The organism is Allobosea lupini (assembly GCF_900109525.1).
GTDB lineage: Bacteria > Pseudomonadota > Alphaproteobacteria > Rhizobiales > Beijerinckiaceae > Allobosea > Allobosea lupini.
On record NZ_FOAN01000005.1, the window covers coordinates 465,130 to 490,508 of the forward strand.

A 25,379-nucleotide genomic window follows, 5' to 3' on the forward strand; every position below is an offset into this window, starting at 1 on the left:
GCATGAAGCGCCTCGTTCTTGCCCGGCTGCTCCAGGCCGGGCTGGTGTTGCTCGTCGTCGGCATCCTCTGCTTCGTGCTGGTGCGGGCCCTGCCGGGCGATCCTGCCATGCGCATCGCAGCCGGGCGCTATGGGCCCGACGCCAACATCACGGAAGCGGCCGAGGCGGTCCGGCGCGAACTCGGCCTCGACCGGCCGCTCCTCGTCCAGCTCGGCGCATCGCTCGGGCAGTTGGCGCGGCTCGATCTCGGCCACTCCGTCGTCACCGGCCTGCCGATCACGAAGGAGTTGCGTATCCAGCTCGGCGCCACCCTCTGGCTCTCGGGATCGGCGCTCATGCTGTCGCTGCTGCTCGGTCCGCCGATCGGGCTGCTCGCGGGGCTGAGGCGCGGCGGCTGGGTCGACAACGCTTCGCTCGGAGGCGCGATCGTCCTGCGATCGCTGCCACCCTTCGTGCTCGGCCTGGTGCTGATCCTGGTGTTCGCCATGCTGCTCGGCCTGTTCCCGCCGGCGGGCTACGGCGCCTGGCGCGATCTGGCGCTGCCGGCGTTCACGCTGGCGCTCGGCCTCGCGGCGGTCTCCAGCCGTGTCGCCCGCGACGCCGTCGCGGCGGTGGTGCGCACGCCCTATTTCGCCTTCGCGCGGCTGAAGGGACTGCCGGAGCCGGTGGTCGTGCGCCGGCATGTGCTGCGCAACGCCGCCATTCCCGTTGTCTCCTATCTCGCGTTGCAGGCGATCTACCTGATCGAAGGCGTCGTCGTCGTCGAGACGCTGTTCGGCATCCCCGGCATCGGCCACGCCCTGGTTCACGCCGTGATCGCGCGTGACATGCCGATGGTGCAGGGCACCGCGCTCGCCATGGGCCTGCTCTTCGTCGTCATCGCAATGGCAGTCGATCTCGCCTGCCACTGGCTCGATCCCAGGCCGAAACGCGCATGAGCATCGCCGACGCCACCCTCATTCCAACGACGAAGCGCGCCTGGTTGACGCCGGCCCGGACGACCGGGCTCGTTCTGCTCGGCCTGCTGGCGCTGTTCGCGCTGCTTGGGCCGCTGCTCGTCTCCGTCGATCCGACCGAACAGGATTTCGCGGCGAGTCTCGCATCGCCCGGCTCCGACTATTGGCTCGGCGCCGATCATTACGGCCGCAGCATGCTCGCGCGGCTCAGCCATGGGGCGCGCCTCTCCTTCGGCATGGCGCTGCTCACCGTCGCGACCGCGGCCGTGCCCGGCATCCTGCTCGGCCTGCTCTCCGCCTGGCGCGGCGGCTGGCTCGAACGGTTGCTCGAACTGGTCTCGACCGTGCTGCTCGCGCTGCCGGGGCTGCTCCTGGTGCTGATCCTGCTAGCCTTCGCGCCCGGCACCTTCGGGCCGCTCTATCTCGGTCTCGCGCTTACGCTCTGGATCGAGTTCTACCGCGTGACCCGGGTCACGGCTGCCGGCGTGCTGAAGCAGACGCATGTCGAAGCGGCGCGGCTGCTCGGCTTCGGCACCGGCTATATCCTGCGCAGCCTGGTCCTACCCGAGATCCGGCCGATCCTGATCACGCTCGCCGCCTTCGCCATGTCGACGGCGATCATCGCAATCTCGACGCTCAGCGCGATCAGCGTGGGCCTGCGCCCGCCGACGCCGGAGCTCGGCGCGATGATCGTGGAGTTGCTGCCCTATTATGCCGAGGCGCCGCTGCATGTGCTGATGCCCGGCATCCTCATCTTCCTGCTCGTGCTCGGGCTCCAACTCGCGACGCGGAGCGATCTGGGATGAACGCTCCGGTCCGCTTCCAGTCGCTGACGGTCTCCGGCCTCGAGATCCGCGCGGGCAACACGACCATCGTTCGCGACGTCGCCTTCACGCTCTCGCACGGCCGGCCCGTCACCTTGCTCGGCGCCAGCGGCTCCGGAAAATCGCTGGTCGCGCATGCCATCATGGGCAGTCTGCCGAGCGGTCTTTCGGCGCGAGGCATCGTCAAGCTGGACGACGACGATCTTCTCGCCGGAAGCCCGACACAAACGCGAGCGCGCTGGGGGCGGACGATCGCCATCCTGCCGCAGGAGCCCTGGCTCGCGCTTGATCCGACCATGCGGATCGAAGGTCAGGTCGGCGAGATCCATCGCTACTTGCACGGCCTCGGTCCAGCGGAAGCCGGCAAGAGCATGCGTGACGACCTGGCCGAGGTCGGGCTCGGCGACAGGACAAAGGCCTACCCCCACGAGCTCTCGGGCGGCATGTGCCAGCGCGTAGCGATCGCCGCGACGCATGCGGCCGGCGCCTCCCTCCTGATCGCCGACGAGCCGACCAAGGGCCTCGACGCCGCGCTGCGCGACGGTGTCGTCGACAGGTTGCGCGAAGAGGTGGATCAAGGCCGCCTGCTGCTGACCATCACACATGACATCGAGGTCGCGGCCGCCCTCGGCGGCATGATCGGCGTCATGCTCGACGGATCACTCGTCGAGTTCGGCCCGGCTGACGAGGTCCTGGATAACCCCCAGCATGAATACGCCCGCGCGCTAATTGCGGCGAACCCGACGCGCTGGCCAGCGCTCGCCCTGCCGACAGCCGGCGAGCCGATCGTCTCCGCGACCGGGCTGTCGAAGCGCTTCGGAGAGAGGGTGCTGTTCGACGGCTTCGACATCGCGGTCCGGCGCGGCGAGATCGTCGCGATCGTGGGGCCCAGCGGTTGCGGCAAGACGACGATCGGAAACATTCTCCTCGGCCTCGTCAGACCCGACAGCGGCGAAGTTCAGCGCTCACCTGGCATTGCGGCGACCCGCTTCCAGAAGCTTTACCAGGACCCGCCAGCAGCCTTCGCCCCGCATCAGACACTGCGGCAAAGCTTCGGCGACCTGCTGAGGCTGCACTGCCTTGCCTGGGCTCAGGCCGAGGCCAGCATGCGGCGCTTCGGCCTGGGTCAGGAGCTCCTCGATCGGCGCCCGGGCGAGGTATCCGGCGGCGAACTCCAGCGCTTCGCGATCCTGCGGGCGCTCCTGCTCGACCCGGTCTTCCTGTTCGCCGACGAAGCCACCTCGCGGCTGGATCCGGTCACCCAGAAGGAGGTGTTCGCAATCCTGATCGAAGCGGTCCGCGAGCGTGGCCTGGGCCTGCTGATGGTGACGCATGAGGCCGCACTTGCAGAGAAAATTGCATCGCGCATTCTGAAATTGCCGGCCTGATGGCTCCTGTGCGGCTCGCGACGATCTCAGTGCCGCGCGGAGGCGTCTTTGACGGCTGTGATCAGAATGGATGGCTTTGAGGCTGCTTGGCTGCGCGAATCTCGCTCGCGATCGGAAAACGGTTCACAGTGAGGGTGCTTCCCTCGCGACTGATAAAGCCGCTCTCCGCAAACGCATCCAGCCATCCGACCATTGGCCAGAAACCCCATCTCGCGTGGAAAATGCGAGCGTTGCGGACGATGTCGTCGAAATGCTGAAGCGGCGGATCGAAGACGTCATGGTGTTGATGGTAGGCGCACGTACCACCGAGAAAATATAGATCCAAGCCAACCTCGCGGGCTCGAAAGGCAAAATCGGTATCCTCGGCGCCATAGCCGGTGAAACCTTCGTCGAAGCCAGAAATTCTGTCGAAAGCCTCAGCCGATATTCCGAAAGCGAGGGACCAGAACAAGCCGCTATTGGGTTCGGCCACCAAGCCAGCAGCGGGAAACCGCCGCGCGGGATGGGGCATCCCTACCGCCCGCAGCGTGGCTTCGCACCATCGCCCGTCATTCGCGGCGCCTTCGGGAAGGTACTGGATCTCGGCGCAGATCAAGCCATCCTGAGAATTGACCGCGTCCGCCATCGCCGAGATCAGGTCGCTGCTCGGAATGCAGTCGACATCGAGGAAGAGCAGGGACGGCGAAGTAGCCCGAGCAGCGGCGAGGTTGCGGGCCTGCGCCAAAGGTAAGCCGTGGGTGGCATGTCGGATGACCCGGACAGGGAAATCCGCAACCGGACGTCCCACGGGCTCGTCGCTCATGTCCACGATGACCAGTTCGAGTGGTGGGATGGTACTGCGTCGCAGGCCCTCCACGAGGTTGCGCAGGTGCGCCACACGGTTCTTTACGATGGTGAGGACGCTGATCACGATGGCCGCCTGCGCCAAAGGTCGAGCCGGTACATCGTCCGCCGCTCGTGCAGGACCGTCTCGACCTCTGACCCCAGAGCGCCATGCAGGGACTCGACCGCGTCGTCGCCGCTCTGGGGATAGTCCGTCTCGCCGCTCCAGTGGACAAGCAGCAGATCCCCGGTCGGTGCAAGCAGATCGAGCAGTTTGCGGCCGGCGAGCGAAAGGTCGGTCTCGTCCCAATAATAGGCGACCTCTGAAAGGATGATCAGGTCGAAGGAGGTGCCAATTGGCGCTTCTCCGGGAAAGCTTAGGCGCGTGAGCTGGACGTGATTGTATCGCGCGCACCGGGCCCGCGCGGCACCGAGCGCCGTTTCGCTGACGTCTATCGCCAGCAACTCCTCGCAATGACCCGCCAGGCGCTCGGTCAGGACGCCGTTTGCGCAACCGATCTCCAGCGCTCGGCGAAACCTGCGTTCACCCAACGCATCCAAGGTGTGCTCGTACTTCGCCGTCTCGTATGGGCTCGTCTCAAAGTCCCACGGGTCGGGCGTGCCGGCGAACATCCGTTCGAAATACTCCGGCGGCAGGCTTTTAGCCGCGCGCATCGGGACCGATCCTTTCATAGAGCAGATCGGCCGCGGGCATCCGCTGCTTCGATGGCGAAAGCCGGAAACCCTCGCCGAACTGCGGCGTGATCTGACTGCGATGGGCGGCGAGCGCCGCGTTGCGCAGACCGAGCGGCATCGCTTGGGTCCGCCACGTGCGATAGCCTTGGCCTGGCGGTTTGGAGGCCCAGACCACGTATTCGAAGACCGTGATCGGGCGGATAGCGCTGACGGCGACGGAGCATGCGAGCCGAAAGGCCGCCTCGTGGTCGCAATGGGGCTCGTGCATCGCCGTCACCGCGATCGCATCCACGCGGCTTTCGCGGCACAAGGCTGCCAGCCTTCGCCTTGAACGTTCGAAGCGGGGCTCGGCGGGCGCGTACGGTTGGGCATCCGGCCATTCCAGGAACATTGGAGGCGGGTGGCCGCGGCCGGTCAGTATCCGCATAGCCCGTGCCGCCTCGTGGCGACGGGCCGCAATGAGGCGGGCACGTGACGCGGAGCCGTCATGGGGATGCGAGCCGACGCCATCCGTGAGGATGACCACATGCGCGAGCGCTCCGCGGGAGGCCGCATGCGCAATCAGTGCAGCACAGCCGAGCGTTTCGTCATCGGCATGAGGCGCAATCACGAGCCAGCGAGCCGATGCCATCTGGCTCGTCGCGAAGGCTCGCGCCGATAGGCTTCGCGTCACCACAGGCGGTCGCCCTCGCCCCAGACGTCATGGTCGAGCCAGGCGATGGCGGCCTGGTCGCGCGCGTAATCCGGGCCAGCCTGACGCAGATACAGGCTGAGGTCCCGGGTGATCTTGTCGATCCGCTGGCCATCGAAGGCGCTGCGCGTGCCGACGATCCGGGCCGAGAGCTCCATAACGTCGAGCGCCGCGCGCTCGACGACGCCGCGGGTCATGCGCACGAAGTCCGGGGCATCCGAGGCATCGTCCGCAGCACGCTGCGCTGCCTCCCGCACCCAGAGATAGGCCGTTCGGGTCGCGGCCACCGCTTCGGCGAATTTGAGCCGCTGCAGCGGATCGTTGCGCGCGGTCTGCGACATGGCGAGACGTGTTTCTGCGAGCAGGCCCTCGATGCCACCCGATTGGACCGCGAGAAAGCGCCATGCACCCGCAGTGAAGCGCGGCTCGGCCGTATAGTCTCCAGGATCGCCCAGGAACTGGTCTTCGCTCGGTTGCATGCCCGTGAGATCGTAACTTCCGCTGCCGGTCGCACGCATGCCTCGCACGCGCCATCCTGAGAGATCGGTGCGGCCCGCATCGTCCGCAGGGACCACGACGAGCTGCGTATCGCCGTCCTCCCGTCGTGCGGTGATGATGGCGAAGGCCAAGCCACCCGCCCCTGTCGCAAAGGCTTTGGATCCGGTCAGGAGCCAGTCCGTAACCTCGCGACGGACGGTAACACCCGGGGGCGGCTCGGTTGCCCAGACGCCGTAGAACGCTCCGTCGTCGAGCGCCGATGCCAGCCTCGCCCTCTGCTCATCGGAGCCAAGCCATGTGAAAAGCTTGAGCGCATTTACATGGCCCTCGAAGATCCGTCCCAAGCTCAGATCGGCGCGACCGATGATCCGGAGCACATCGAGCAACGCCGCGTTCTCGGCCCGTGAGTCCGCGAAGCTTACACCGCCGCTCGCCGGAGGGGCGAACACGCGCTGCAAACCGGAGCGGCGCAGGATCTCGACACTGTCCAGCGGAAAGAGCGGGGCGGCATCGTAACGCGCGCCACATTCGACTAGCCGCGAGAACACAGATTGGACGACCGGCCTGAAATCCGGCTGCGGACCACTGGACGCCGCGCCATCCTCTCGTCGCACTCGACTACGTTGATGCACGAGGCTTGCCCTCCCTGGCGATTGCGATGAGGAAATCGGCTGCGTGGCGCGCGCCGTCCGGGTCGTGCAGCCTTGCCGCGCCATCAGGGTCGATGTCATTTGCGGCGGCGATCAGTCCCGGCCAATCCGAGGCGTCCGGCCAGCTTTCGAGCACGATCGCGACGCCGAGCGCGGCAAGACGCCGGGCCTTGGAGATCTGCTCATCGAAAGGCCGTGGCTCGGGAAGGCAGATGAAGCGGCTGCCCGTCGCTATCACCGCGCTGACGAGACCATCCCCCGCCGCGCCGACGACGAGCCCGGCGCGCGCGATCTCGCTCCCGGCATCTTGGACCCAGCCGAGAAGCGAGAGATTGTCAGGACACGCCTTCGGCCGCGAGGCCGGTCCGATGACGCGCCATTGCTGCGAGGGCGTGGCACGGGCCGCCGCCGCGAGCGCATCGCCATCGCCGCCTGCGCCTCCGTTGCCGAAGACGGCAAGGATAGTGTCCCTTCGCCTTGGCTCGACCGATCGAGCTGAAACCGAAAGCCCGGAGCAGTAGCGGGTCTTGGATCGTACCCAGTCAGGCATGCCGGGTTCGTCAAGTTCGCGGTGAAAGGGCGCAAGGACAGCGCGGGCTCCGCGGAAGGCGTCGAGGTGGGCGGGATCGTCGCGCAAGCCGCCGAGCCTGAAGTAGATGGTGGGCGTGGCAGCCAGTCGCGCTAGCATCGCCATCTCGACCGAAACGTCCACGACGAGCAATGCAGGTCGTTCGCGCTCAATCCAATCCGTCAGCCGAGCAGCGCGTTTGCGAATGCCTTCGTGATGCACGGGCGCGTAATGCAAGGCGCGCGGCCGATCGCCCATATGATCGTGTCCGTCGAACCCCAAGCCCTCGGCAAGGCGGTCATCGGGCAGGTCGAGGCAAGGGAGACCCTCGGTGCGACCTGCGAGCCCGGTGCCGATCAAGGTAATCTGTGCCAGCGGAGCCGAACGGGCTATCGCCAGGGCCCGTTGTCGATGCCCATCTCCGTGATGATGGACGTAGTAGCCGATGCCACCACTCACCGTATGGTGCCCGCGTCGGAGCCGCTCGCCCCGACCCAATCGATCTCGGCGAGCACCGCGTCATGGGGCATCGGAGGAAGCGCGTGCTCAGCCGCAATCAAGCGGCTAGCCGAGCAAATTGCCCGCCGCGTCTCGCGACGCCACTTCGCACGCTCGCGCCAGTGGCGGAGCGCCGGCACCATCTCGGCAGCGCCGCCGGAGGCTGCATCAATCATGCGCCTCATCGTCTCGGCCATGCCATGAGTCGCACGGCCATCCAAACGCGCCGAGACCCGCGTCCAGACGTCAAGGGGGTGAACGAGGCGACCACCGCCGACAATGGCGGCCTCGACGAGAGCCCGATCCTCGCCCGATGCCATAAGGGGAACGCCGCCTGAGCGGCGGTACATCTCGCACGTGATCGCGAGACTGCCGCCGGTGTGGTCGCCATGCCGAGGAGGAGGATCCCAGGGACACGGGTCGATCTCATCCTCGATCGCCCTCACGGCAATCCAGTAACGATCCCATAGCTCCCGACTTGCCGCGATGCCGGGGGGTATCCGCTCGTCCTCGTCGAGAACCAGCCGCCCACCGACGATGTCAGCCCCGGCCGCGATGGCGGCCAGATTGGCCGATACCCAGTTCGCCGGCGGTCGAGCGTCGGCATCGGTCGTGATCAGTACGCCGTCAGCTGGCACGACGCGCTTCCCGCCGGCCGCCAAGGCGGACGCGCGCGCCGACCCAGCATGCGCCAGGTCAGGCGGAAACTCCACCACATCGACGCTGAGACGGAGTCGGCCGCGATAGCGTTCCCCGACGGCCGCAACGACTTCGTTCGAGGCGTCCGTGGTGTTGTTGATGCAGATCGCGACGGGGACCGACCCTTCGACATCCTGTTCGGCCAGCGCCCGGAGCAGGCGAGGCAATCGCTCTTCCTCGTTGCGAGCCGGAACGCAGATGCAGAACGGAGCGCCGGCCGTTGGGTCCGCGGCCGCCGGCGCTCGCTCCTTGGCGCGCGACCTCATCGTCAGGCCAGGATGCGAACACTGGGCTCCCGGGCCCACTGTCGCGTTCGGGCCGGAGCGAGGAAGGCGTCCTTCGCCTTGCCGAGTGCGACGATGCCGTCGTCGGGCTCGACGCCAGCCTTGTCGAGCAGCGGCTTGGCTTCCGGGCTGTAACCGATCGCCTTCAGGTGAGCGAAGGCGTCCTTCGTGAAGTCGATCGCGGCGCCTTCCTTCATCAGCATTGCGCAACCTTCCTCGGAAAGGATGATGGCGACCGCGTCGAAGATCACGGACGGCGTACCGGCGAGCTGCCCGTCGGCCTTAAGCAGCTTTCCGTCCTTGAGTTTCACGCCGCCGATCTTGGGCGCGACGATCTTCACGGTGCCGCCTTCGCCTTCGACCGACGACTTGACCGCCGTGACCAAAGCTCCGTCGGCGCCGTCCGAAACCAGGATCCCGACCGAGCGCCCCTTCAGGGTCTCTGGATACTTGCCGACGATCCGGAGGGCCGGGGACGGCTCCATGTCGATGGCTTCCACTGCGGCATCCGCCGCCTTCGGGAGCTTCATGGCCAGACCTTCGGCCACGCGCTGAGCCAACGTCTCGTCAACGTTGAGGAGATTGGCCATCACCCGGTTGCGGACATGTTCGAGCGAAACCTTGGAGAGCTCGAACACGAGCGCGCTGGCCAGATGGGCCTGCTCGATCTCGCTTTGGGAGCGGAAGAACAGTCGCGCATGGCTATAGTGGTCGGCGAAGCTTTCCGATCGCAGCCGGACCTTTTGCGCCTCGACGGGGACAGCTGTCGTCCGGAATCCCCCGGTGGGATCCTCGCGAGGGCCCCCGTCTTCGCCCGCTTGTGCAAGGCTATTGGGCTCGTAATTCGCGCGGCCCTTGAACACCTGAGTTTGCATCTGTCCGTCGCGCTGGAAGTTCTGGAACGGGCAACCTTTCGCCCTGTTGATCGGCAATTGGTGGAAATTCACGGTGCCGAGCCGCGAGAGCTGGGTGTCCTGATAGGAAAACAGGCGACCTTGCAGCAACGGATCCTCCGAGACGTCGATGCCCGGCGGCATGTTGGTTGGCAAAAACGCCGATTGCTCGGTCTCGGCGAAGAAGTTGTCGGGATTTCGGTTCAGCACCATCCGGCCGATTACGCGGATCGGCACGAGCTCTTCCGGGATCACCTTCGTCGCGTCGAGGATGTCAAAGGGGAGTGCGTCGGCCTCTTTCTGGCTAAGCAACTGCACGCCGAACTCCCATTCCGGGAAGTCGCCTTTTTCGATCGCCTCGAACAGATCGCGGCGGTGATAGTCCGGGTCGGCGCCGGCGATCTTCACGGCCTCGTCCCAGCACGTCGACTGGGTCCCGAGCTTCGGGCGCCAATGGAATTTGACGAAGGTCGGCTCGTCGTCGTCGTTGAGCAGGCGGAACGTATTGACGCCGAAGCCCTCGATCATCCGCAGCGAGCGCGGGATCGTCCGGTCCGACATCGCCCACATGATCATGTGGGTCGATTCCGGCATCAGGCCGACGAAATCCCAGAAAGTGTCGTGGGCGCTGGCGGCCTGGGGGTAGCCGCGGTCCGCCTCCATCTTCACCGCATGGATCAGGTCGGGAAACTTGATTGCGTCCTGGATGAAAAACACCGGGATATTGTTGCCGACGAGATCCCAGTTGCCCTCCTTCGTATAAAACTTGACCGCGAATCCGCGCACGTCACGCGGGGTGTCGACCGAACCGGCGCCACCGGCAACCGTCGAGAAGCGGGTGAACACCTCGGTCTTGACGCCGACCTCGGTGAGGATCTTGGCTCGCGAGAACTCTGCCAGGGACTCGGTGAGCTCGAAGAAGCCGTGAGCCGCCGAACCGCGGGCGTGGACGATCCGCTCGGGGATCCGTTCGTGGTCGAAGTGCTGGATCTTTTCCCGCAGCACGAAGTCTTCAAGCAGCGTCGGCCCGCGAGTGCCCGCCTTGAGCGAATTCTGATTGTCGCTCACCGGGGTGCCGTGATTGGTCGTGATCCGCGTGTCCGGCGTCGAGGCCGTTTGGTGCAACTCGCCGCCATTGCCGGGTTTGGCGTCGATCTTCTTGGTGTCGCTTTTTGGAGAAGAGGCCATGAGAGGGCTCCTTGCGTGAGCTGGGAATGGTTCAGGCGGCGAACTTCGTTCGCGGTGCGGCTGCGATGCGATCGGCGTAGAGCGCCTCGTACTCATCGATCATCCGCGCGGCGTCGCATCGCTTCACCGCGTGTTCGCGGCAGGCGTGTCGGTCGAGCCGCTCGGCAGCCAGCGCCGCCCGAGACAAGGAATCCGGATCGTCGGGAGTGGCCAGCACGCCGGTCGCGGCATTCAGCAATTCCGGGATTGCTCCCCGGCCGAAGGCTGCTACGGGAACACCGCAAGCCAGCGCTTCGGCGACGACGAGGCCGTAAGGCTCTTCCCAGCAGGGCGTACACAGGAAGGCCCGAGCGCCGCCGATGATGCCGGCGAGTTCGGAATGGGCAAGATGGCCCAGATATCTGACGCGCTCGTCGAGGCGTGGTGCGACCTCGCGATCGAAATAGTCCTGATCGGAGATCGGGCCGGCGATCAGCAACGTCGCTCCACTCAGCGCGGCGGCCGCGATGGCATGATGGAGCCCTTTTTCGGGAACGATCCGACCGTACCAGATCCAATAGGGCTGCACCGCCGGGTCGGAGCGGAAGGCGAAGCGCTCGAGATCAATACCGTTCAAGACGACACGCTCGATCGGCGCGACCTTGTTCCATTTGCGGCGGATCGACTCGGAGACGGCGACGAACGTCGCGTTCGGGGCATTGCACAACCGAACGCCACTTTCGAGCCACGCGAATGGTGGCGTGTGAAGCGTCGTGACGACCGGCATGGGGAGCGCATCGGCCATGGCGACGGGGAGGTAGTGCAACGAGTTGTTATGGATCAGATCGAAGTTCCGGTGCCTCAATGCATTCATCAGGGACAGGTAGGCGTGGTGCTCCTGGAAAAAGACCTTGTCGGGGGCCTCGTCGCATCCGACCTGCGTGAGCGATGTTTCGTCACAGATGGCTTCAACACAGGCGTCCGGCTCTGATCCCGACGATGCGAAGACTGTCACGTCATGACCGCGGCGGCGGAGCGCTCCTTGCAGCATGGAGGTGTGCATTTCCAACCCGCCGGCGAATGGCTCGCGGATGGCGTGCTTGAGGTGAGCGATGATCCCGATACGCAACGTCCACTCCGGTCCCTTCGGTCGAGCGCCAACGCTCCGCCGAAGACCTCCGGCGTCGGTTCGAGCCAGTCCAGTTTCTGATGATCCTCCGCCGGAGCGGAACGTTGCGAGAACTAGTTTCGAGCGTCTTTAGTTCCGGCCAGAACTTCGCCACCGCGCATAAATCTACCAAATCGCGCAGTTTTATTTTTCGGCAAGATTGTCTTTTATTATTGCCGAAGCTCGCGGCCTCAGTGCGCGCCCGAATTCTATCACGGGAACGATCGCGTCCCTCTCTTGATCGGACGGGCTACCCGCCTCGCTTGACAGGTCGCTGGATACGATGACCGCGCCTTTGGCGGACGTGCTCATCGCACGCCGACGGCCGTGGAACGCATCGAGGCTCGGGCGGCGGCCGACGCTGATGAGCGTGGTTGAGCCAAGCTCGTCTTCGAAAAGGGCTAGCAGGGATGCCTGGCTGTCCTCATCCAGGGCCGAGATCGCTTCGTCCATAACGACGATGTCCGGGCGCTGGACGAGCAGATGGCAAGGCCGAGCGCTGACGCTCGCGTCCGGACCCGAGGCGGTCCCACGGTGCGGTCTCGTCGAGACGAGAAGCGATGTTTCCGTCGGTCAGTGACCATTCCTGGCGTTGGGCAGCCCACCGCACTGGCCTTCACGGCTGCCGTCGATGATCCTGCACGCTTTCGGCGCTCCTCGGCCGCGTCGCTATCAGTCCGGCGAGATGGACTATGCCAAGGTGGGTGCCCAGCGCATGCGGACGCTGCTCTATGAAGCAGTCAATGTCATGCTCCCCGGGAGATTACAGTTGCCTCTGCGGTCAGGCACGTCTCAACTGGGTGAGGCGCGCCGAATCCGGACACTAAAGGATCGCCTGAAAGCCGACATCGAGGCCCGATCACGTTTGTGGTCCGATACCAACAGGCAAGCGAAGCAGCGGATAGCTATGAATGAAGCGGTGTTGGTTGGATTCGTGATCGCCGCTATAGGGACAAATGCGCCTTAGTGATTGGGATGCTCTTGGTCACGACATAGGTGTAGTATCGCTCGATCCCGATCGCAGGGTCGAGCAGCCGGTCGATCAGGCGCTGATAGCTGTCGATGTCCGGCACGACCACCCGCATGATGTAGTCGATACCACCGCCGGTGGCATCGCAGGCGACGATGGCAGGCTCCCTGGCCACCGCCTCTTCGAAGCGCCGGAAATCCGCTTGCTGGTGGCTCTTCAGGCTGATCTCGACGATCACCGTAGTCCGCGGCGCGTCGGGCGCCAGATCGACGATGGCGGTGTAACCCCTAATCACACCGGCTTCTTCCATCCGGCGCAGCCGCTCCCAGCAGGCAGCCGGCGACAGCGCCACCGTTTCGGCCAGCTTGAGCTTGGTCATGCGGCCATCGCGTTGCAGGGCCGCGACGATCTTCAGATCGATGGGATCGAGCTTCATCTTCGGCGACCACGCGTGCATAATGTCATGAATTCTGCTTCCTAAGAACGAGACAATCCCATGTTCCGTCAAGCCGAGAAGCCTTCGGGCGCCAGGCTTTCTCCCATTGTAGAGAAAGCCGTCGAATGGCATCCGGCCCTGACGAAGCAGAAGGGCGCGACCAAGCACGCCGCGCTGACCGAGCGCATTATCGCCGACATCGACGCCGGCGTCCTGAAGCCGATGGACCGGATGCCGACTCATCGCGACCTCGCCCGCGATCTCGGCATCTCCGTCCAGACCGTCAGCCTCAGCTACAAGGAGGCCGAGCGCCTCGGCTATCTCAGCGGCGAGGTCGGGCGCGGAACCTTCGTGAAAAGCCGCGTGACCGAGCAGGCCGGCCGGCTGATGCTCGACCGCAGCCCGACCGAGGTCGTCGACCTCTCGATCGTGCGCGGGGTCTATCTCGATGCGCATGAGGCGGCTTCGCGCCAGGCGCTGGCGGCATTGGCCGAGGGCGACACCAGTCCCTTCATGCGCCCGTGCCGGCCGATCGCCGGCCTTGATCGCCATCGTGAAGCGGCGCGCCTCTGGCTTGGGCCGCTCGGCGTCGAGACCTCCGTCGAGCGCGTGCTAATCACCAACGGCGCTGCGCATGCGCTCTTCCTTGCTCTCGCCTGCGTGGTTCGCGCCGGCGATATCGTGCTGACCGAGAACCTGACCGATCACGGCGTCATCGGCCTCGCCAACGTCCTCGGCTTCAGCCTCAAGGGGCTGCCGACCGACGAGGAAGGTATCCGCGCCGAGGCTTTCGAGGCCGCCTGCCGCGCTGGAGGCGTCCGGGCGCTCGTCCTCATTCCGACGCTCAACAATCCGACGAGCCATGTCGCCGGCCCAGAGCGCCGCCGTGCCATTGCCGAGATCGCGCAGAGCCATGGCGTCTTCGTGGTCGAGGACGAGGTCTACAAGCCGCTGATCCCCGAGCCGCTGCCGTCGATCACGGCGATGCTGCCCGAGCTCGGCTTCTTCCTCACCAGCTTCACCAAGACGGTGCTGACCGGCCTGCGCGTCGGTTATCTGGTGGTGCCGCCGCAATATTCGATCCGTGCCGCCTCGATCCTGCGCGTGACGAGCTGGAGCGGCACCTATCTGCCCGCCGAGATCGCGACACGCTGGGTCGAGGACGGCACGGCGCAAAGGCTTCTTGCTGTTCAGCGCGCGGAGGCGACGGCGCGCCAGCGCATCGTCGCGGAGACGCTTGGGGGCCATGTCGCCTCGAGCCATCCGCTCTCGCTTTGCGCCTGGCTCAAGGTGCCCGCGTACTGGAGCGAAGACGGCCTGGTGCGCTCGCTCGCCGACCGGCGCGTGGCTGTGACACCGTCCGACCCCTTCGTCGCCGGCCCCAATCATGGCGGCGGCATCCGCATCTGCCTGGGCGGGCGGATGAGCCATGAACTGCTGGCCCGGACACTGACGACGATAGGCCAGACCTTCGAGCAGCTTCCGCCGGTTTTCGACATCGGCGCGATCGGCTGAGGGCGGCGGCGAAAGAGCCCACTTTGCCGTGTCGTTGCCGCCTTTGGCCCATGTCCGGCATAATTGAATCATGACAATATAATAATTGACATGAAATTTTACCCCTCGCAGCATGACAAGCGAGAGGGGAATGCCGGTGACCAAACCGCATCTTGCCACCGCGGAAGCAGAACGAGCGGCCGCGCCGCTGGCCGTCGTCGCACTGCCTGAGATCGAAGCCGCCGCGGCGCATATAGCCGGCCGGGTGGTGCGTACGCCGCTCGTAACCTCCCCTGCCCTGAGCCGCCTCTGCGGCCAACCTGTCCATCTCAAGCTCGAAACCCGCCAGCCGATCGGCGCCTTCAAGCTGCGCGGCGCGATGAATGCGGTGCTGGCATTGAGCGACGAGCAGCACCGGCGCGGACTCGTGACCGCGTCGACCGGCAATCATGGCCGTGCCGTCGCCTACACCGCTCGCGAGCTCGGCCTAGCCGCCACCATCTGCATGTCGGCGCTGGTGCCTTCAAACAAGGTCGAGGCGATCCGCGCGCTCGGCGCGCAGGTCCGCATCGTCGGCCGCTCCCAGGATGATGCGCAGGCCGAGGTCGAGTGGCTGGTCGCCGAGCACGGGCTCATTCAGATTCCCCCCTTCGATCAGCCTGACGTCGTCGCCGGCCAGGGCACGATCGGCCTCGAACTGGTTGAGGACCTGCCCGATCTCTCCTGCGTGCTGATCCCGCTCTCGGGCGGCGGCTTGGCCGCCGGCATTGCCGTCGCGGTCAAGGCGCTGCGGCCGTCCGCGAGGATCGTCGGCATCTCGATGGAGCGCGGCGCCGCGATGGCCGCCGCGATCGCCGCCGGCCGGCCCGTCGACGTGGTCGAAGAGGAAACGCTGGCGGATTCGCTCGGCGGCGGCATCGGCCTTGCCAACCAAGTCACCTTCGCGCTGTGCCGCGATCTGATCGACGAGGTCGTGCTGCTCAGCGAAGCCGAGATCGCGGCTGGCATCCGCCATGCCGCTCTTGTCGAGAATGAAGTCGTCGAGGGCGCCGGCGCGGTCGGCATCGCCGCCTTGCTCGCCGGCAAGGTCAGTCTGCATGGCCCGGCGGCGCTGATCGTCTCCGGCCGCAATATCGACGAGGCCATGCACCGGCGCATTGTCTCCGGAGCCGCCGCATGAGCCGCATGCTCGTCCTCACCGAAGCGGAATTGCGCCGCATCGTCAGGCTCGACCTGAGCGCGATCGATTGTATCGAACAAGCCTTCGCCGCGCTCGCCACCAGGCCGGTCGCGATGCCGCCGATCCTGCGGCTCGACATTCCCGAGCACCGCGGCGAGGTCGATGTGAAGACCGCCTATGTGCCCGGCTTCGGCGGTTTCGCGATCAAGGTCAGCCCCGGCTTCTTCGACAATCCCAGGCTTGGTCTGCCCAGCCTCAACGGGCTGATGATCCTGTTCAGCGCCAGGACCGGCCTCGTCGAGGCGCTGCTTCTCGACAACGGCTATCTCACCGATGTCAGGACGGCCGCCGCCGGAGCCGTCGCAGCGCGGCATCTCGCCCGGCCGGATGCTGCGGTCGCTGCGATCTTCGGCGCCGGCATGCAGGCGAGGCTCCAGCTCGAAGCGCTGGCGCTGGTGCGGCCGCTCCGCGAGGCCCGGATCTGGGCGCGTGATCCGCGCAAGGCCAATGAGGCCGCACGCGAGCTCTCCCGCAAGCTCGGCTTTGCCGTCGCCGCCGTCGCCGATCCGCAAGCTGCCATGCGAGGGGCCGATGTCATCGTCACCACCACGCCGGCAGAGCGGCCGATCCTGATGGCGGACTGGCTCGAACCCGGCCAGCACGTCACGGCCATGGGTTCCGACAGCGAGCACAAGAACGAGGTCGATCCGGCTGCCTTCGCCCGCGTGACCTATGTCACCGATCGCCTCAGCCAGACAAGGCGCCTCGGCGAGCTCGCCTCGGCGATCCGCGCCGGCCTCGCCGCGGCAGACCAGGTTTTCGCCGAGCTCGGCGAGGTCATAGCCGGCAAGCGTCCGGGCCGCAGGAGCTCCGACGAGATCACCCTCGCCGACCTGACCGGCACCGGCGTGCAGGACACCGCGATCGCCAATCTTGCCGCCGCCCGCGCCCGCACTGCCGGCGCCGGGCAGACCATCGACACCAAAGCCGAAGCGGGAGACGCCGCGTGACCGTGACCCTGAACTTCACCCGCGAGGAATATGCCGAGCGCCTCGCCAAGACCCGCGTTGCCATGGAGCGTGCCGGGATCGAGCTGATGATCGTCACCGATCCCTCGAACATGCATTGGCTCACCGGCTATGACGGCTGGTCGTTCTACGTCCACCAATGCGTGCTGGTGCCGCCGACCGGCGAGCCGATCTGGTATGGCCGCAAGCAGGATGCGAACGGCGCAAAGCGCACCGCTTACATCGGCCACGACAATATCGTCGGCTATCCCGACCACTATGTGCAGTCGACCGAGCGCCATCCGATGGACCTCCTCGCGCAGATCATCGGGGAGCGCGGCTGGGACAGGCTCTCGATCGCGGTCGAGATGGACAATTACTACTTCTCGGCGGCCGCCTTCGCCTCGCTGCAAAAGCATCTGCCGAACGCCCGCTTCAAGGATGCCGGCGGGCTGGTGAACTGGCAGCGCGCGGTCAAGAGCGCCACCGAGCTCGACTACATGCGCAAGGCCGGCCGCATCGTCGAATTGATGCACCAGCGCATCGTCGATGTCGTCGAGCCCGGCATGCGCAAATGCGATCTCGTCGCCGAGATCTACGACGCCGGCATCCGCGGCACGGCCGAGTTCGGCGGCGACTATCCGGCGATCGTGCCGCTGCTGCCTTCGGGCGCCGATGCTTCCGCCCCGCATCTGACTTGGGACGACAAGCCGATGCGTATCGGTGAAGGCACCTTCTTCGAGATCGCCGGTGCCTACAGGCGCTATCATTGCCCGCTTTCGCGCACCGTCTTCCTCGGCAAGCCGACGCAGGCCTTCCTCGATGCCGAGAAGGCGACGCTCGAAGGCATGGAGGCCGGGCTCACCGCGGCCAAACCGGGCAACACCTGCGAGGATATCGCCAACGCCTTCTTCGGCGTGCTGAAAAAGTACGGGATCATCAAGGACAACCGCACCGGCTACCCGATCGGCCTGTCCTATCCGCCCGATTGGGGCGAGCGTACGATGAGCCTGCGCCCCGGCGACCGGACCGAGCTCAAGCCCGGCATGACCTTCCACTTCATGACCGGCCTCTGGCTCGAGGATATGGGCCTCGAGATCACCGAGAGCATCGCGATCACCGACACCGGCGTCGAATGCCTGTCGAACGTGCCGCGCCGGCTCTTCGTCAAGGGTTGAGCCGATGCTGACCGCTTCGCCCCGTCCGTCGCCAGTGACGCCGACAATCGACCTCTCGGCGCAGGGTGTCCAGCATGGGCACCTGCGCCTGCCCTACAGCCGCGACGACAGCGCCTGGGGCTCGGTCATGATCCCGGTCTGCATGATCGCCAATGGCGACGGGCCGACCGCGCTACTGATCGGCGCGAACCATGGCGATGAATATGAAGGGCCGGCGGCGCTGTTCGAGCTGGCCCGGACCCTCGACCCGGCCCACGTCACCGGCCGGGTGATCATCCTGCCGGCGCTGAACTATCCGGCCTTCCGGGCGGGGACGCGCACCTCCCCGATCGACAAGGGCAACATGAACCGCAGCTTTCCGGGCCGCCCGGATGGCAGCGTCACCGAAAAGATCGCCGACTACGTCACGCGCCATCTCGTCCCGCTGGCCGACATCGTCCTCGACTTCCATTCCGGTGGGAAGACGCTCGACTTCCTGCCCTACGCCGCGGCGCACGAACTGCCGGACAAGGCGCAGGAGGCGCGCTGCTTTGCGGCGGTCGCCGCCTTCTCCGCGCCCTACTCGATGAAGATGCTGGAGATCGACGCCGTCGGCATGCTCGACACCACCGTCGAGGCGATGGGCAAGGTCTTCGTCACGACCGAGCTTGGCGGCGCGGGAACGGCGAGCGCGCGCAGTATCGGTATCGCCCGGCGCGGCGCCAGCAACCTGCTCAGGCATGCCGGCATCCTTGCCGGAACGCCCGAGACGACGCCGACAAGCTGGCTCGACATGCCCTCGGCCGATTGCTTCAGCTTCGCGCAGGACGACGGACTGATCGTCTTCGAGCACGACCTCGGCGAGCCCGTGCGCGCCGGCGAGGTCATCGCCCGGGTCTATCCCGTCGGAAAGACCGGGCTCGCCCCGGCCGAATACCAGGCCGCGATGGATGGCGTGCTCGCCGCCCGCCACGTCCCCGGGCTGATCAAGGCCGGCGACTGCCTCTCGGTGCTTGCCGTGCTGACGGAGGCGCCCTGAACCCGTTCGGCCGGGGGACCGGTCCAAGCCAACCGCCGGCGCGAAGACGCCAGAGAAGCCGAAGCAATCGGCAAGCGGAGAAACATCAACCAGAGGAGAATTGTAGATGCTGTTCCTGAAGATCGCGGGTTTCTCCGCCATTGCTCTCGCCGCCGGCCTCGCCGCTGCCGGCGCCACCAGCCTCAAGGACGTCAAGGACCAGGGCTATATCCGCATCGCCACCGCCAATGAGGTGCCCTATTCCTATATGAAGGATGATGGGACTTCCGCCGGCATCGGCCCCGACGTCGCCAACGCCGTGCTGAAGAAGCTCGGCATCGCCGAGGCCAACTGGTCGGTGACGCCCTTCGGCACGCTGATCCCCGGCCTCAAGGCCAAGCGCTTCGACTTCGTCGCCGCCGAGCAGAACATCTCGCCCGAGCGCTGCAAGCAGGTCTCCTTCACCGAACCGAACTCCTCCTATGGCGAGGGGCTGCTGGTGAAGAAGGGCAATCCGAAGAAGCTGACGACCTATGCCGATATCGCCAAGGACCCGTCGCTCAAGGTCGCGGTCGTCTCCGGCGCCAACAATATCGACTTCCTGCGCGCCGTCGGCGTGAAGGACAGCCAAGTGATCTTCATCACGGCCAATGCCGACGCGCTCGCCACCGTGCAGAGCCGCGCCGACGCCTATGCCGCGACCGAGCTCACCGTCGCCTCGCTGGCCAAGGGCCAGGCCAATGTCGAGCAGGTCGCGCCGTTCACCGACCCGGTGGTCAACGGCAAGCCGGTCCGCAATTTCGGCGGCTTCGCCTTTCGGCCGGAGGACAAGGAGCTGCGCGACGCCTTCAATGCCGCGCTCGTCGAGTTCCGCAAGACCGACGACTACAAGAAGATCCTTGGCACCTATGGCCTCTCGGACGCCAGCATCAAGGCGGCGGCCGAGCGCAAGGTCGAGGATCTCTGCGCCGGCAAATAGTCTCTGACCGACACCGCTCTGCCCGCTTTGGTGGCGGGCGGAGCTCCACGCCTGTTCAACCTCGTCGCGGAGCCTGCCGGATGGAGTGGCTGTCCTATCTGCCCGCCTTGTCGCGCGGCGCCCTGATCACCGCCGGGATCACCTTGTCGGCGATCGCGATCGGCGCCGTCGCGGCCTTCGCGGCCGGTATTGCCCGCGTCGAGGGCGGGCGCGTGCTGTCGCTGGTCGCGCTCTGCTACACCGAGCTCTTCCGCGGGACGTCGCTTCTCGTCCAGCTGTTCTGGTTCTACTACGCGCTGCCGCTCGTCGGGATCAGCTTCGAGCCGGTCGCCACCGGCATTCTCGTGCTCTCGCTGCATGTCGGCGCCTATGGCTCCGAGATCGTCCGCGGCGCCCTGCAATCGGTCTCCGTCCAGCAGCACGAGGCGGCGCGGGCGCTGAATTTCGGCCGCACCCAGACGCTGATCCACATCTCCCTGCCGCAGGCGCTGGTCGAGATGATGCCGGCCTTCGGCAATCTCGCCATCGAGACCCTGAAACTGTCCTCGCTGGTCTCGCTGATTTCCATCGCCGACCTGACCTTCCGGGCCCAGTCGATCCGAAACCTCACCCTCGACAGCGCCGGCGTCTACAGCCTGACGCTGGTCGGCTATTTCGCGATGTCGCTGGTGCTGATGCTGGTCATGCGACTGATCGAGCGGCTGGTCCGGCGCGGCGCGGCCTTCCCGCGCGCGGCACATTCGTGAGGAGCCGCGCATGATGTACGGCTTCGAATGGGATACGACGACGCCGCTGACCTACGCGTCCTCGATCCTGCCGATCATTCTGATCGGCCTCTCCGTGACCTTGCAGGCGGCTGCGGCCGGGTTTGCGATCGCGCTCGTGCTCGGCCTGGTCTTCGCGCTGCTGCGGCGCAGCCGCATCACGGCCGTTTCCTGGACGACGGCCATCGTCGTCGAGTTCCTGCGCGACACGCCGCTGCTGGTGCAGCTCTTCTTCCTCTATTACGTGCTGCCCGACTACGGCATCACGCTGCCGGCCTTCCTCACCGGGGCGCTTGCGCTCGGGCTACAATATTCGGCCTACACCTCCGAAGTCTATCGCGGCGGCATCGAGGCCGTGCCGCGCGGGCAATGGGAGGCGGCGACCGCACTGAACCTCTCCCGCCTGCAGACCTATCGCGACATCGTCGTGCCGCAGATCGTGCCGCGCATCCTGCCGGCGATGGGCAATTATCTCGTCGCCATGATCAAGGAGACCCCGGTGCTCTCCGTCGTCACCGTCCTCGAGATGATGGGCCTCGCCAACATGATCGGCGAGCGTACCTTCGAATATCTCGTGCCGCTGACGCTGGTCGGCCTGATCTTCCTTCTCCTCACGCTGATCTGCTCGGCCGGCCTGCACCGGCTGCAGAAGGCGCTGCCGAAAGCAGGGATCCCGCTGCGATGACCGAGACCACTCAGGCCCCCATCATCGAGTTCGCCGGCGTGACCAAGCGCTTCGGCGCGCTGACCGTGCTCGACGATTTCAACTTCAGCGTCGCGCGCGGCGAGAAGGTCACGCTGATCGGCCCGTCTGGCTCGGGCAAGTCGACGGTGCTGCGCATCCTGATGACGCTGGAGCCCTTCCAGGAAGGCCGCCTGACTCTCGCCGGCATTCCCTATCACGAGCCGAATGCCGGCGGCCCGTTCAAGGCCTCGGACGGGCATCTGCGCCAGATCCGTAGCCATGTCGGCATGGTCTTCCAGAGCTTCAACCTGTTCCCGCACATGACCGTTCTGCGCAATGTCGTCGAGGCGCCGGTACGGGTGCTCGGCCTGCCCCGCGGCGAGGCCGAATGCCGGGCCGTCGACCTGCTCGCCATGGTCGGGCTCGCCGACAAGAAGGACCATTTTCCCGCCCAGCTCTCCGGCGGCCAGCAGCAGCGCGTCGCCATCGCCCGCGCGCTTGCCATGCGTCCCCGCGTGCTGCTCTTCGACGAGCCGACCTCGGCGCTCGATCCGCAGCTCGTCGGCGAAGTGCTCTCCGTCATCCGCGGCCTCGCCAGCGAGCATGATCTCACCATGCTGCTCGTCACCCACGAGATGCGTTTCGCCCGCGAGGTCTCCGACCGGGTCTGCTTCTTCGACAAGGGCCGCATCTGCGAACAGGGCGAGCCGGAGCGCATATTCAGCGCACCGGAGCAGCCGCGCACCCGCGAATTCCTGGCCTCCGTGCTGGGCTGAGTGCGCACCGAAATTCTATCGGCGCCACCCCGAATTTCCGAGACTGCCTCGGCACAGAGCCGGCACTTCGAAGACAGTCTCGCCAGCCTTCCGCCTAGCCTCGTTCAACCGAGGGAGGATGGTCATGAGCACGATGACGAGCGCGGCAAGACGGGAAGCGACGATCGCCAAGCCGGCAGAGCATCCTGGCTTGGCGCGCCTGACCGATCGCCGCTTGCTGCGGCAGCTGTCCTATATCGGTGGGCGCTGGACCGCCGCACCCGACGGCGAGACCTTCCGGGTGACCGATCCTGCGACCGGCGCCCTCGTCGCGCAGGTCGCAGCGCTGGGTGCCAGCGAAGCGACGCAGGCGATCGACGCGGCTCATGCCGCCTTCCCGGCCTGGAAAGGGCTGCTGCCGCAGGAGCGCGCCGTGCTGCTGCGACGCTGGCATGCGGCGATGCTGGCGGCAGCCGAGGACCTCGCTTTGCTGATGACGCTCGAACAGGGCAAGCCGCTGGCGGAATCGCGCGGCGAGATCGCCTATGCCGCCGACTTCATCGCCTACTACGCCGAAGAGGCGATGCGGGTGAACGCCGAAGGCGTTACCAGCCACCTCCCGGGTGCGCAGATGTCGCTGTCGCGCGAGCCGGTCGGCGTCGCCGCCCTGCTGACACCCTGGAACTTCCCCTCCGCCATGCTGACGCGCAAGGCTGCCGCCGCGCTCGCCGCCGGCTGCACCGTCGTCGCCCACCCGTCCTCGCATACGCCGCTCTCGGCTCTGGCGCTGGCCGAGCTCGCCGACCGCGCCGGCCTGCCGGCTGGCGTCTTCAACGTGGTCACCGGCGACGCCGCGCCGATCGCCGAGACCTATTGCGCCGATACGAGGGTGCGCGCCGTCAGCTTCACCGGCTCGACCGAGATCGGCCGCATCGTCGCCCGTAATGCGGCCGCGACCGTCAAGCGCACGGTGATGGAACTCGGCGGCCATGCCCCGCTGATCCTCTTCGACGATGCCGATCTCGACCGCGCCGTGGCGATTGCGATCGACGCCAAATTCGCGACCTCCGGCCAGGACTGCCTCGCCGCCAACCGCATCTATGTCCAGCGCGGCCTCTATGAGCGCTTCTGCACCGCCTTCGCCGAGAAGACAGCGGCGCTGCGCGTCGGCGCCGGGCTTGAGGACGGCGTCGAGATCGGCCCGCTGATGCATGCCGCCGCCAAACGCAAGGCCGAGGCCCAGATCGCCGATGCGCTGGCGCACGGCGCAAGACGGCTGACGCCGGAGCGCGCCATGCCCGGGCCGCTTTTCCTGGCGCCGACCGTGCTCGCCGACGTGCCGGACCAGGCGCTGATCATGCGCGAGGAAACCTTCGCGCCGGTTGCCGCCATCGCCCCGTTCGACAGCGAGAACGAGGTCATCGCCCGCGCCAACAACACCGAATATGGCCTCGTCGCCTATGTCGTAACCCGTGACGGCGCCCGCGGAGCCCGCCTTGCCAAGGCGCTCGACTACGGCATGGTCGCGGTCAACCGCGTCAAGATCACCGGCGCGCCGATCCCCTTCGGCGGCATGAAGCAATCCGGCGTCGGCCGCGAGGGCTCGCGCCACGGCCTCGAGGCCTTCACCGACCTCAAATATGTCTGCCTCGACCTGAACTGAGGCTCCCTCCCCCTTCATCAGGATGATTGCGATGCTCGACCACCCCGCCCGCACCGACAACGAACTGGACGCCTGGGACCGCGACCACTTCTTCCACCCTTCGACGCATATGGGCCAGCATGCCCGCGGCGAGACGTCCAATCGCATCATCGCCGGTGGCGAGGGTGTCTACATCGTCGATCGCGACGGCAAGCGCAGCCTCGACGCCTTCGCCGGGCTCTATTGCGTCAATGTCGGCTATGGCCGCAAAGCGATCACCGACGCGATCGCCGAGCAGGCGGCCAGGCTGCCCTATTACCACGCCTATGTCGGCCATGGCTCGGAGCCGTCGATCAGGCTCGCCAAGATGGTGGTGGAGCGGGCGCCGAAGGGCATGAGCCGGGTCTTCTTCGGGCTCTCCGGCTCCGACGCCAACGAGACCAATCTCAAGCTGGTCTGGTACTACAACAACGTCCTGAAGCGGCCGGAGAAGAAGAAGATCATCTCGCGCTGGCGCGGCTATCACGGCTCGGGCGTGATGACCGGTAGCCTCACAGGCCTCGCCGCCTTCCACAATCTGTTCGACCTGCCCAAGGCGCCGGTCCTGCATACCGAGGCGCCCTATTACTACCGCCGCGAGGATCGCAGCCTCAGCGAGGAGCAGTTCTCGCAGCACTGCGCCGACAAGCTCGAGGAGCTGATCCAGGCCGAGGGCCCGGATACCATCGCCGCCTTCATCGGCGAGCCGGTGCTCGGCACCGGCGGCATCGTGCCGCCGCCGGCCGGCTACTGGGCGAAGATCCAGGCAGTGCTCAGGAAGCACGACATCCTGCTGATTGCCGACGAGGTGGTTACCGGTTTCGGCCGCCTCGGCAGCATGTTCGGCTCTGACCATTACGGCATCGAGCCAGACCTCATCACCATCGCCAAGGGGCTGACCTCGGCCTATGCGCCGCTCTCCGGCGTTATCGTCTCGGAAAAGCTCTGGCGCGTGCTGGAGCAGGGCTCGGACGAATACGGCCCGATCGGCCATGGCTGGACCTATTCCTCGCATCCGCTCTGCGCGGCCGCCGGCGTCGCCAATCTCGAACTCGTCGACGAGCTCGATCTCGTGCGCAATGCTGGCGAGGTCGGCGCCTATTTCAATGCGGCGCTGAGGGAGGCCGTCGGCAGCCATCGCCATGTCGGCGAGGTCCGCGGCAAGGGCCTGCTGGCAGCGGTCGAATTCGTCCGCGACAGGGATGACCGCGTGTTCTTCGACGCCTCGCAGAAGGTCGGCCCACGCATCGCCGCGGCATTGCTCGAACAGGGCGTCATCGCTCGCGCCATGCCGCAGGGCGACATCCTCGGCTTCGCACCGCCGCTGTGCCTGACGAAACAGGAAGCCGATCTGGTGGTCGACGCGACGCGGCGCGCCGTGGAGGCAGCGCTTTGACGAAAAGAGCCGGCCAAGCGGCCGGCTCTCGCTCATGCTCTAGGGAAAGCCGGCC

At 66.4% G+C, this 25,379-nt stretch carries 24 protein-coding genes and 1 pseudogene; 15 read left to right on the top strand and 10 right to left on the bottom strand.

Annotated elements, in window-relative coordinates; all coding sequences use genetic code 11:
* Nucleotides 1–2: 2 nt before the first annotated feature.
* The 3 genes from BMZ21_RS17545 to BMZ21_RS17555 are packed head-to-tail and all read left to right on the top strand — an operon-like array spanning nt 3 to nt 3,168.
* Nucleotides 3–938, top strand: a complete 936-nt coding sequence (locus BMZ21_RS17545; protein WP_091836959.1) for an ABC transporter permease — start codon at nt 3–5, stop codon at nt 936–938.
* Nucleotides 935–1,762 carry an ABC transporter permease gene (locus BMZ21_RS17550; protein ID WP_091836962.1) on the top strand — a complete coding sequence of 276 codons (828 nt, stop codon included), beginning with the start codon at nt 935–937 and terminating at the stop codon, nt 1,760–1,762. Before BMZ21_RS17545 ends, BMZ21_RS17550 begins: the two co-directional genes overlap by 4 nt.
* On the top strand, nt 1,759–3,168 hold the full coding sequence (locus BMZ21_RS17555; RefSeq protein ID WP_091836965.1) for an ABC transporter ATP-binding protein: 1,410 nt from the start codon (nt 1,759–1,761) through the stop codon (nt 3,166–3,168). The genes BMZ21_RS17550 and BMZ21_RS17555 overlap by 4 nt, the downstream gene beginning before the upstream one ends.
* A 61-nt stretch (nt 3,169–3,229) precedes the next feature.
* Here BMZ21_RS17555 and BMZ21_RS17560 read toward each other — a convergent pair whose 3' ends face one another.
* The 9 genes from BMZ21_RS17560 to BMZ21_RS17600 all read right to left on the bottom strand — a co-directional run bounded on the left by BMZ21_RS17560 (nt 3,230) and on the right by BMZ21_RS17600 (nt 12,255).
* A complete protein-coding gene (locus BMZ21_RS17560; protein WP_091837163.1) occupies nt 3,230–4,081 on the bottom strand; it encodes a glycosyltransferase family 2 protein in 852 nt (283 codons plus the stop codon).
* Entirely contained in the window at nt 4,075–4,665 is a 591-nt protein-coding gene (locus BMZ21_RS17565) for a class I SAM-dependent DNA methyltransferase (protein ID WP_091836967.1), read from the bottom strand. The genes BMZ21_RS17560 and BMZ21_RS17565 overlap by 7 nt, the downstream gene beginning before the upstream one ends.
* Complete coding sequence (locus tag BMZ21_RS17570) at nt 4,652–5,317, bottom strand: PIG-L deacetylase family protein (RefSeq protein WP_091836970.1); 666 nt, start codon at nt 5,315–5,317, stop codon at nt 4,652–4,654. Before BMZ21_RS17570 ends, BMZ21_RS17565 begins: the two co-directional genes overlap by 14 nt.
* Before the next feature lie 38 nt (nt 5,318–5,355).
* Complete coding sequence (locus tag BMZ21_RS17575; RefSeq protein ID WP_244543888.1) at nt 5,356–6,507, bottom strand: acyl-CoA dehydrogenase family protein; 1,152 nt, start codon at nt 6,505–6,507, stop codon at nt 5,356–5,358.
* Nucleotides 6,494–7,552 (bottom strand): glycosyltransferase, encoded by a 1,059-nt coding sequence (locus BMZ21_RS17580; RefSeq protein ID WP_091836975.1) that lies wholly within the window; start codon nt 7,550–7,552, stop codon nt 6,494–6,496. The genes BMZ21_RS17575 and BMZ21_RS17580 overlap by 14 nt, the downstream gene beginning before the upstream one ends.
* Nucleotides 7,549–8,490: a glycosyltransferase gene (locus BMZ21_RS17585; RefSeq protein WP_425285449.1), complete on the bottom strand. Its 942-nt coding sequence runs from the start codon at nt 8,488–8,490 to the stop codon at nt 7,549–7,551. Before BMZ21_RS17585 ends, BMZ21_RS17580 begins: the two co-directional genes overlap by 4 nt.
* A 68-nt stretch (nt 8,491–8,558) precedes the next feature.
* Entirely contained in the window at nt 8,559–10,655 is a 2,097-nt protein-coding gene (locus tag BMZ21_RS17590; protein WP_091836979.1) for a catalase, read from the bottom strand.
* A gap of 31 nt (nt 10,656–10,686) precedes the next feature.
* A complete protein-coding gene (locus BMZ21_RS17595) occupies nt 10,687–11,763 on the bottom strand; it encodes a glycosyltransferase family 4 protein (RefSeq protein ID WP_091836981.1) in 1,077 nt (358 codons plus the stop codon).
* A 183-nt stretch (nt 11,764–11,946) separates the two neighbouring features.
* Nucleotides 11,947–12,255: a hypothetical protein gene (locus BMZ21_RS17600; RefSeq protein WP_091836984.1), complete on the bottom strand. Its 309-nt coding sequence runs from the start codon at nt 12,253–12,255 to the stop codon at nt 11,947–11,949.
* Nucleotides 12,256–12,369: 114 nt separating this feature from the next.
* On the opposite strand from BMZ21_RS17600, the pseudogene BMZ21_RS17605 reads away from it, so the two are divergent.
* Nucleotides 12,370–12,640 (top strand): annotated as a pseudogene (locus BMZ21_RS17605) (transposase); the annotation flags it as partial.
* 106 nt (nt 12,641–12,746) lie between these two features.
* Here BMZ21_RS17605 and BMZ21_RS17610 read toward each other — a convergent pair.
* Nucleotides 12,747–13,208, bottom strand: coding sequence for an Lrp/AsnC family transcriptional regulator (locus tag BMZ21_RS17610; RefSeq protein WP_091837165.1), 462 nt, complete (start codon nt 13,206–13,208; stop codon nt 12,747–12,749).
* A 60-nt stretch (nt 13,209–13,268) separates the two neighbouring features.
* Here BMZ21_RS17610 and ehuR point away from each other — a divergent pair, with 60 nt between their 5' ends.
* From ehuR to BMZ21_RS17665, 11 genes are all read left to right on the top strand, one after another.
* Complete coding sequence (ehuR, locus tag BMZ21_RS17615) at nt 13,269–14,723, top strand: MocR-like ectoine utilization transcription factor EhuR (protein ID WP_091836986.1); 1,455 nt, start codon at nt 13,269–13,271, stop codon at nt 14,721–14,723.
* A gap of 130 nt (nt 14,724–14,853) precedes the next feature.
* Nucleotides 14,854–15,882 (top strand): hydroxyectoine utilization dehydratase EutB, encoded by a 1,029-nt coding sequence (eutB, locus tag BMZ21_RS17620; RefSeq protein ID WP_091836988.1) that lies wholly within the window; start codon nt 14,854–14,856, stop codon nt 15,880–15,882.
* Complete coding sequence (eutC, locus tag BMZ21_RS17625) at nt 15,879–16,892, top strand: ectoine utilization protein EutC (protein ID WP_091836990.1); 1,014 nt, start codon at nt 15,879–15,881, stop codon at nt 16,890–16,892. The genes eutB and eutC overlap by 4 nt, the downstream gene beginning before the upstream one ends.
* Nucleotides 16,889–18,067 (top strand): ectoine hydrolase DoeA, encoded by a 1,179-nt coding sequence (gene doeA, locus BMZ21_RS17630; RefSeq protein ID WP_091836992.1) that lies wholly within the window; start codon nt 16,889–16,891, stop codon nt 18,065–18,067. Before eutC ends, doeA begins: the two co-directional genes overlap by 4 nt.
* Before the next feature lie 4 nt (nt 18,068–18,071).
* The gene (gene doeB / locus BMZ21_RS17635; RefSeq protein ID WP_091836994.1) at nt 18,072–19,085 is read left to right on the top strand and encodes a N(2)-acetyl-L-2,4-diaminobutanoate deacetylase DoeB; all 1,014 of its coding nucleotides are present in this window, start codon (nt 18,072–18,074) and stop codon (nt 19,083–19,085) included.
* Nucleotides 19,086–19,191: 106 nt separating this feature from the next.
* Nucleotides 19,192–20,043, top strand: a complete 852-nt coding sequence (ehuB, locus tag BMZ21_RS17640; protein WP_091836997.1) for an ectoine/hydroxyectoine ABC transporter substrate-binding protein EhuB — start codon at nt 19,192–19,194, stop codon at nt 20,041–20,043.
* An 80-nt stretch (nt 20,044–20,123) separates the two neighbouring features.
* Nucleotides 20,124–20,789 (top strand): ectoine/hydroxyectoine ABC transporter permease subunit EhuC, encoded by a 666-nt coding sequence (ehuC, locus tag BMZ21_RS17645; protein WP_091836999.1) that lies wholly within the window; start codon nt 20,124–20,126, stop codon nt 20,787–20,789.
* A 10-nt stretch (nt 20,790–20,799) separates the two neighbouring features.
* Nucleotides 20,800–21,492: an ectoine/hydroxyectoine ABC transporter permease subunit EhuD gene (gene ehuD / locus BMZ21_RS17650; protein ID WP_091837002.1), complete on the top strand. Its 693-nt coding sequence runs from the start codon at nt 20,800–20,802 to the stop codon at nt 21,490–21,492.
* Nucleotides 21,489–22,268: an ectoine/hydroxyectoine ABC transporter ATP-binding protein EhuA gene (gene ehuA / locus BMZ21_RS17655; RefSeq protein WP_091837004.1), complete on the top strand. Its 780-nt coding sequence runs from the start codon at nt 21,489–21,491 to the stop codon at nt 22,266–22,268. The genes ehuD and ehuA overlap by 4 nt, the downstream gene beginning before the upstream one ends.
* 133 nt (nt 22,269–22,401) lie before the next feature.
* On the top strand, nt 22,402–23,910 hold the full coding sequence (locus BMZ21_RS17660) for an NAD-dependent succinate-semialdehyde dehydrogenase (protein WP_167561672.1): 1,509 nt from the start codon (nt 22,402–22,404) through the stop codon (nt 23,908–23,910).
* Between the two features lie 31 nt (nt 23,911–23,941).
* Nucleotides 23,942–25,324, top strand: coding sequence for an aspartate aminotransferase family protein (locus BMZ21_RS17665; protein ID WP_091837008.1), 1,383 nt, complete (start codon nt 23,942–23,944; stop codon nt 25,322–25,324).
* The last annotated feature ends 55 nt before the right edge of the window (nt 25,325–25,379 follow it).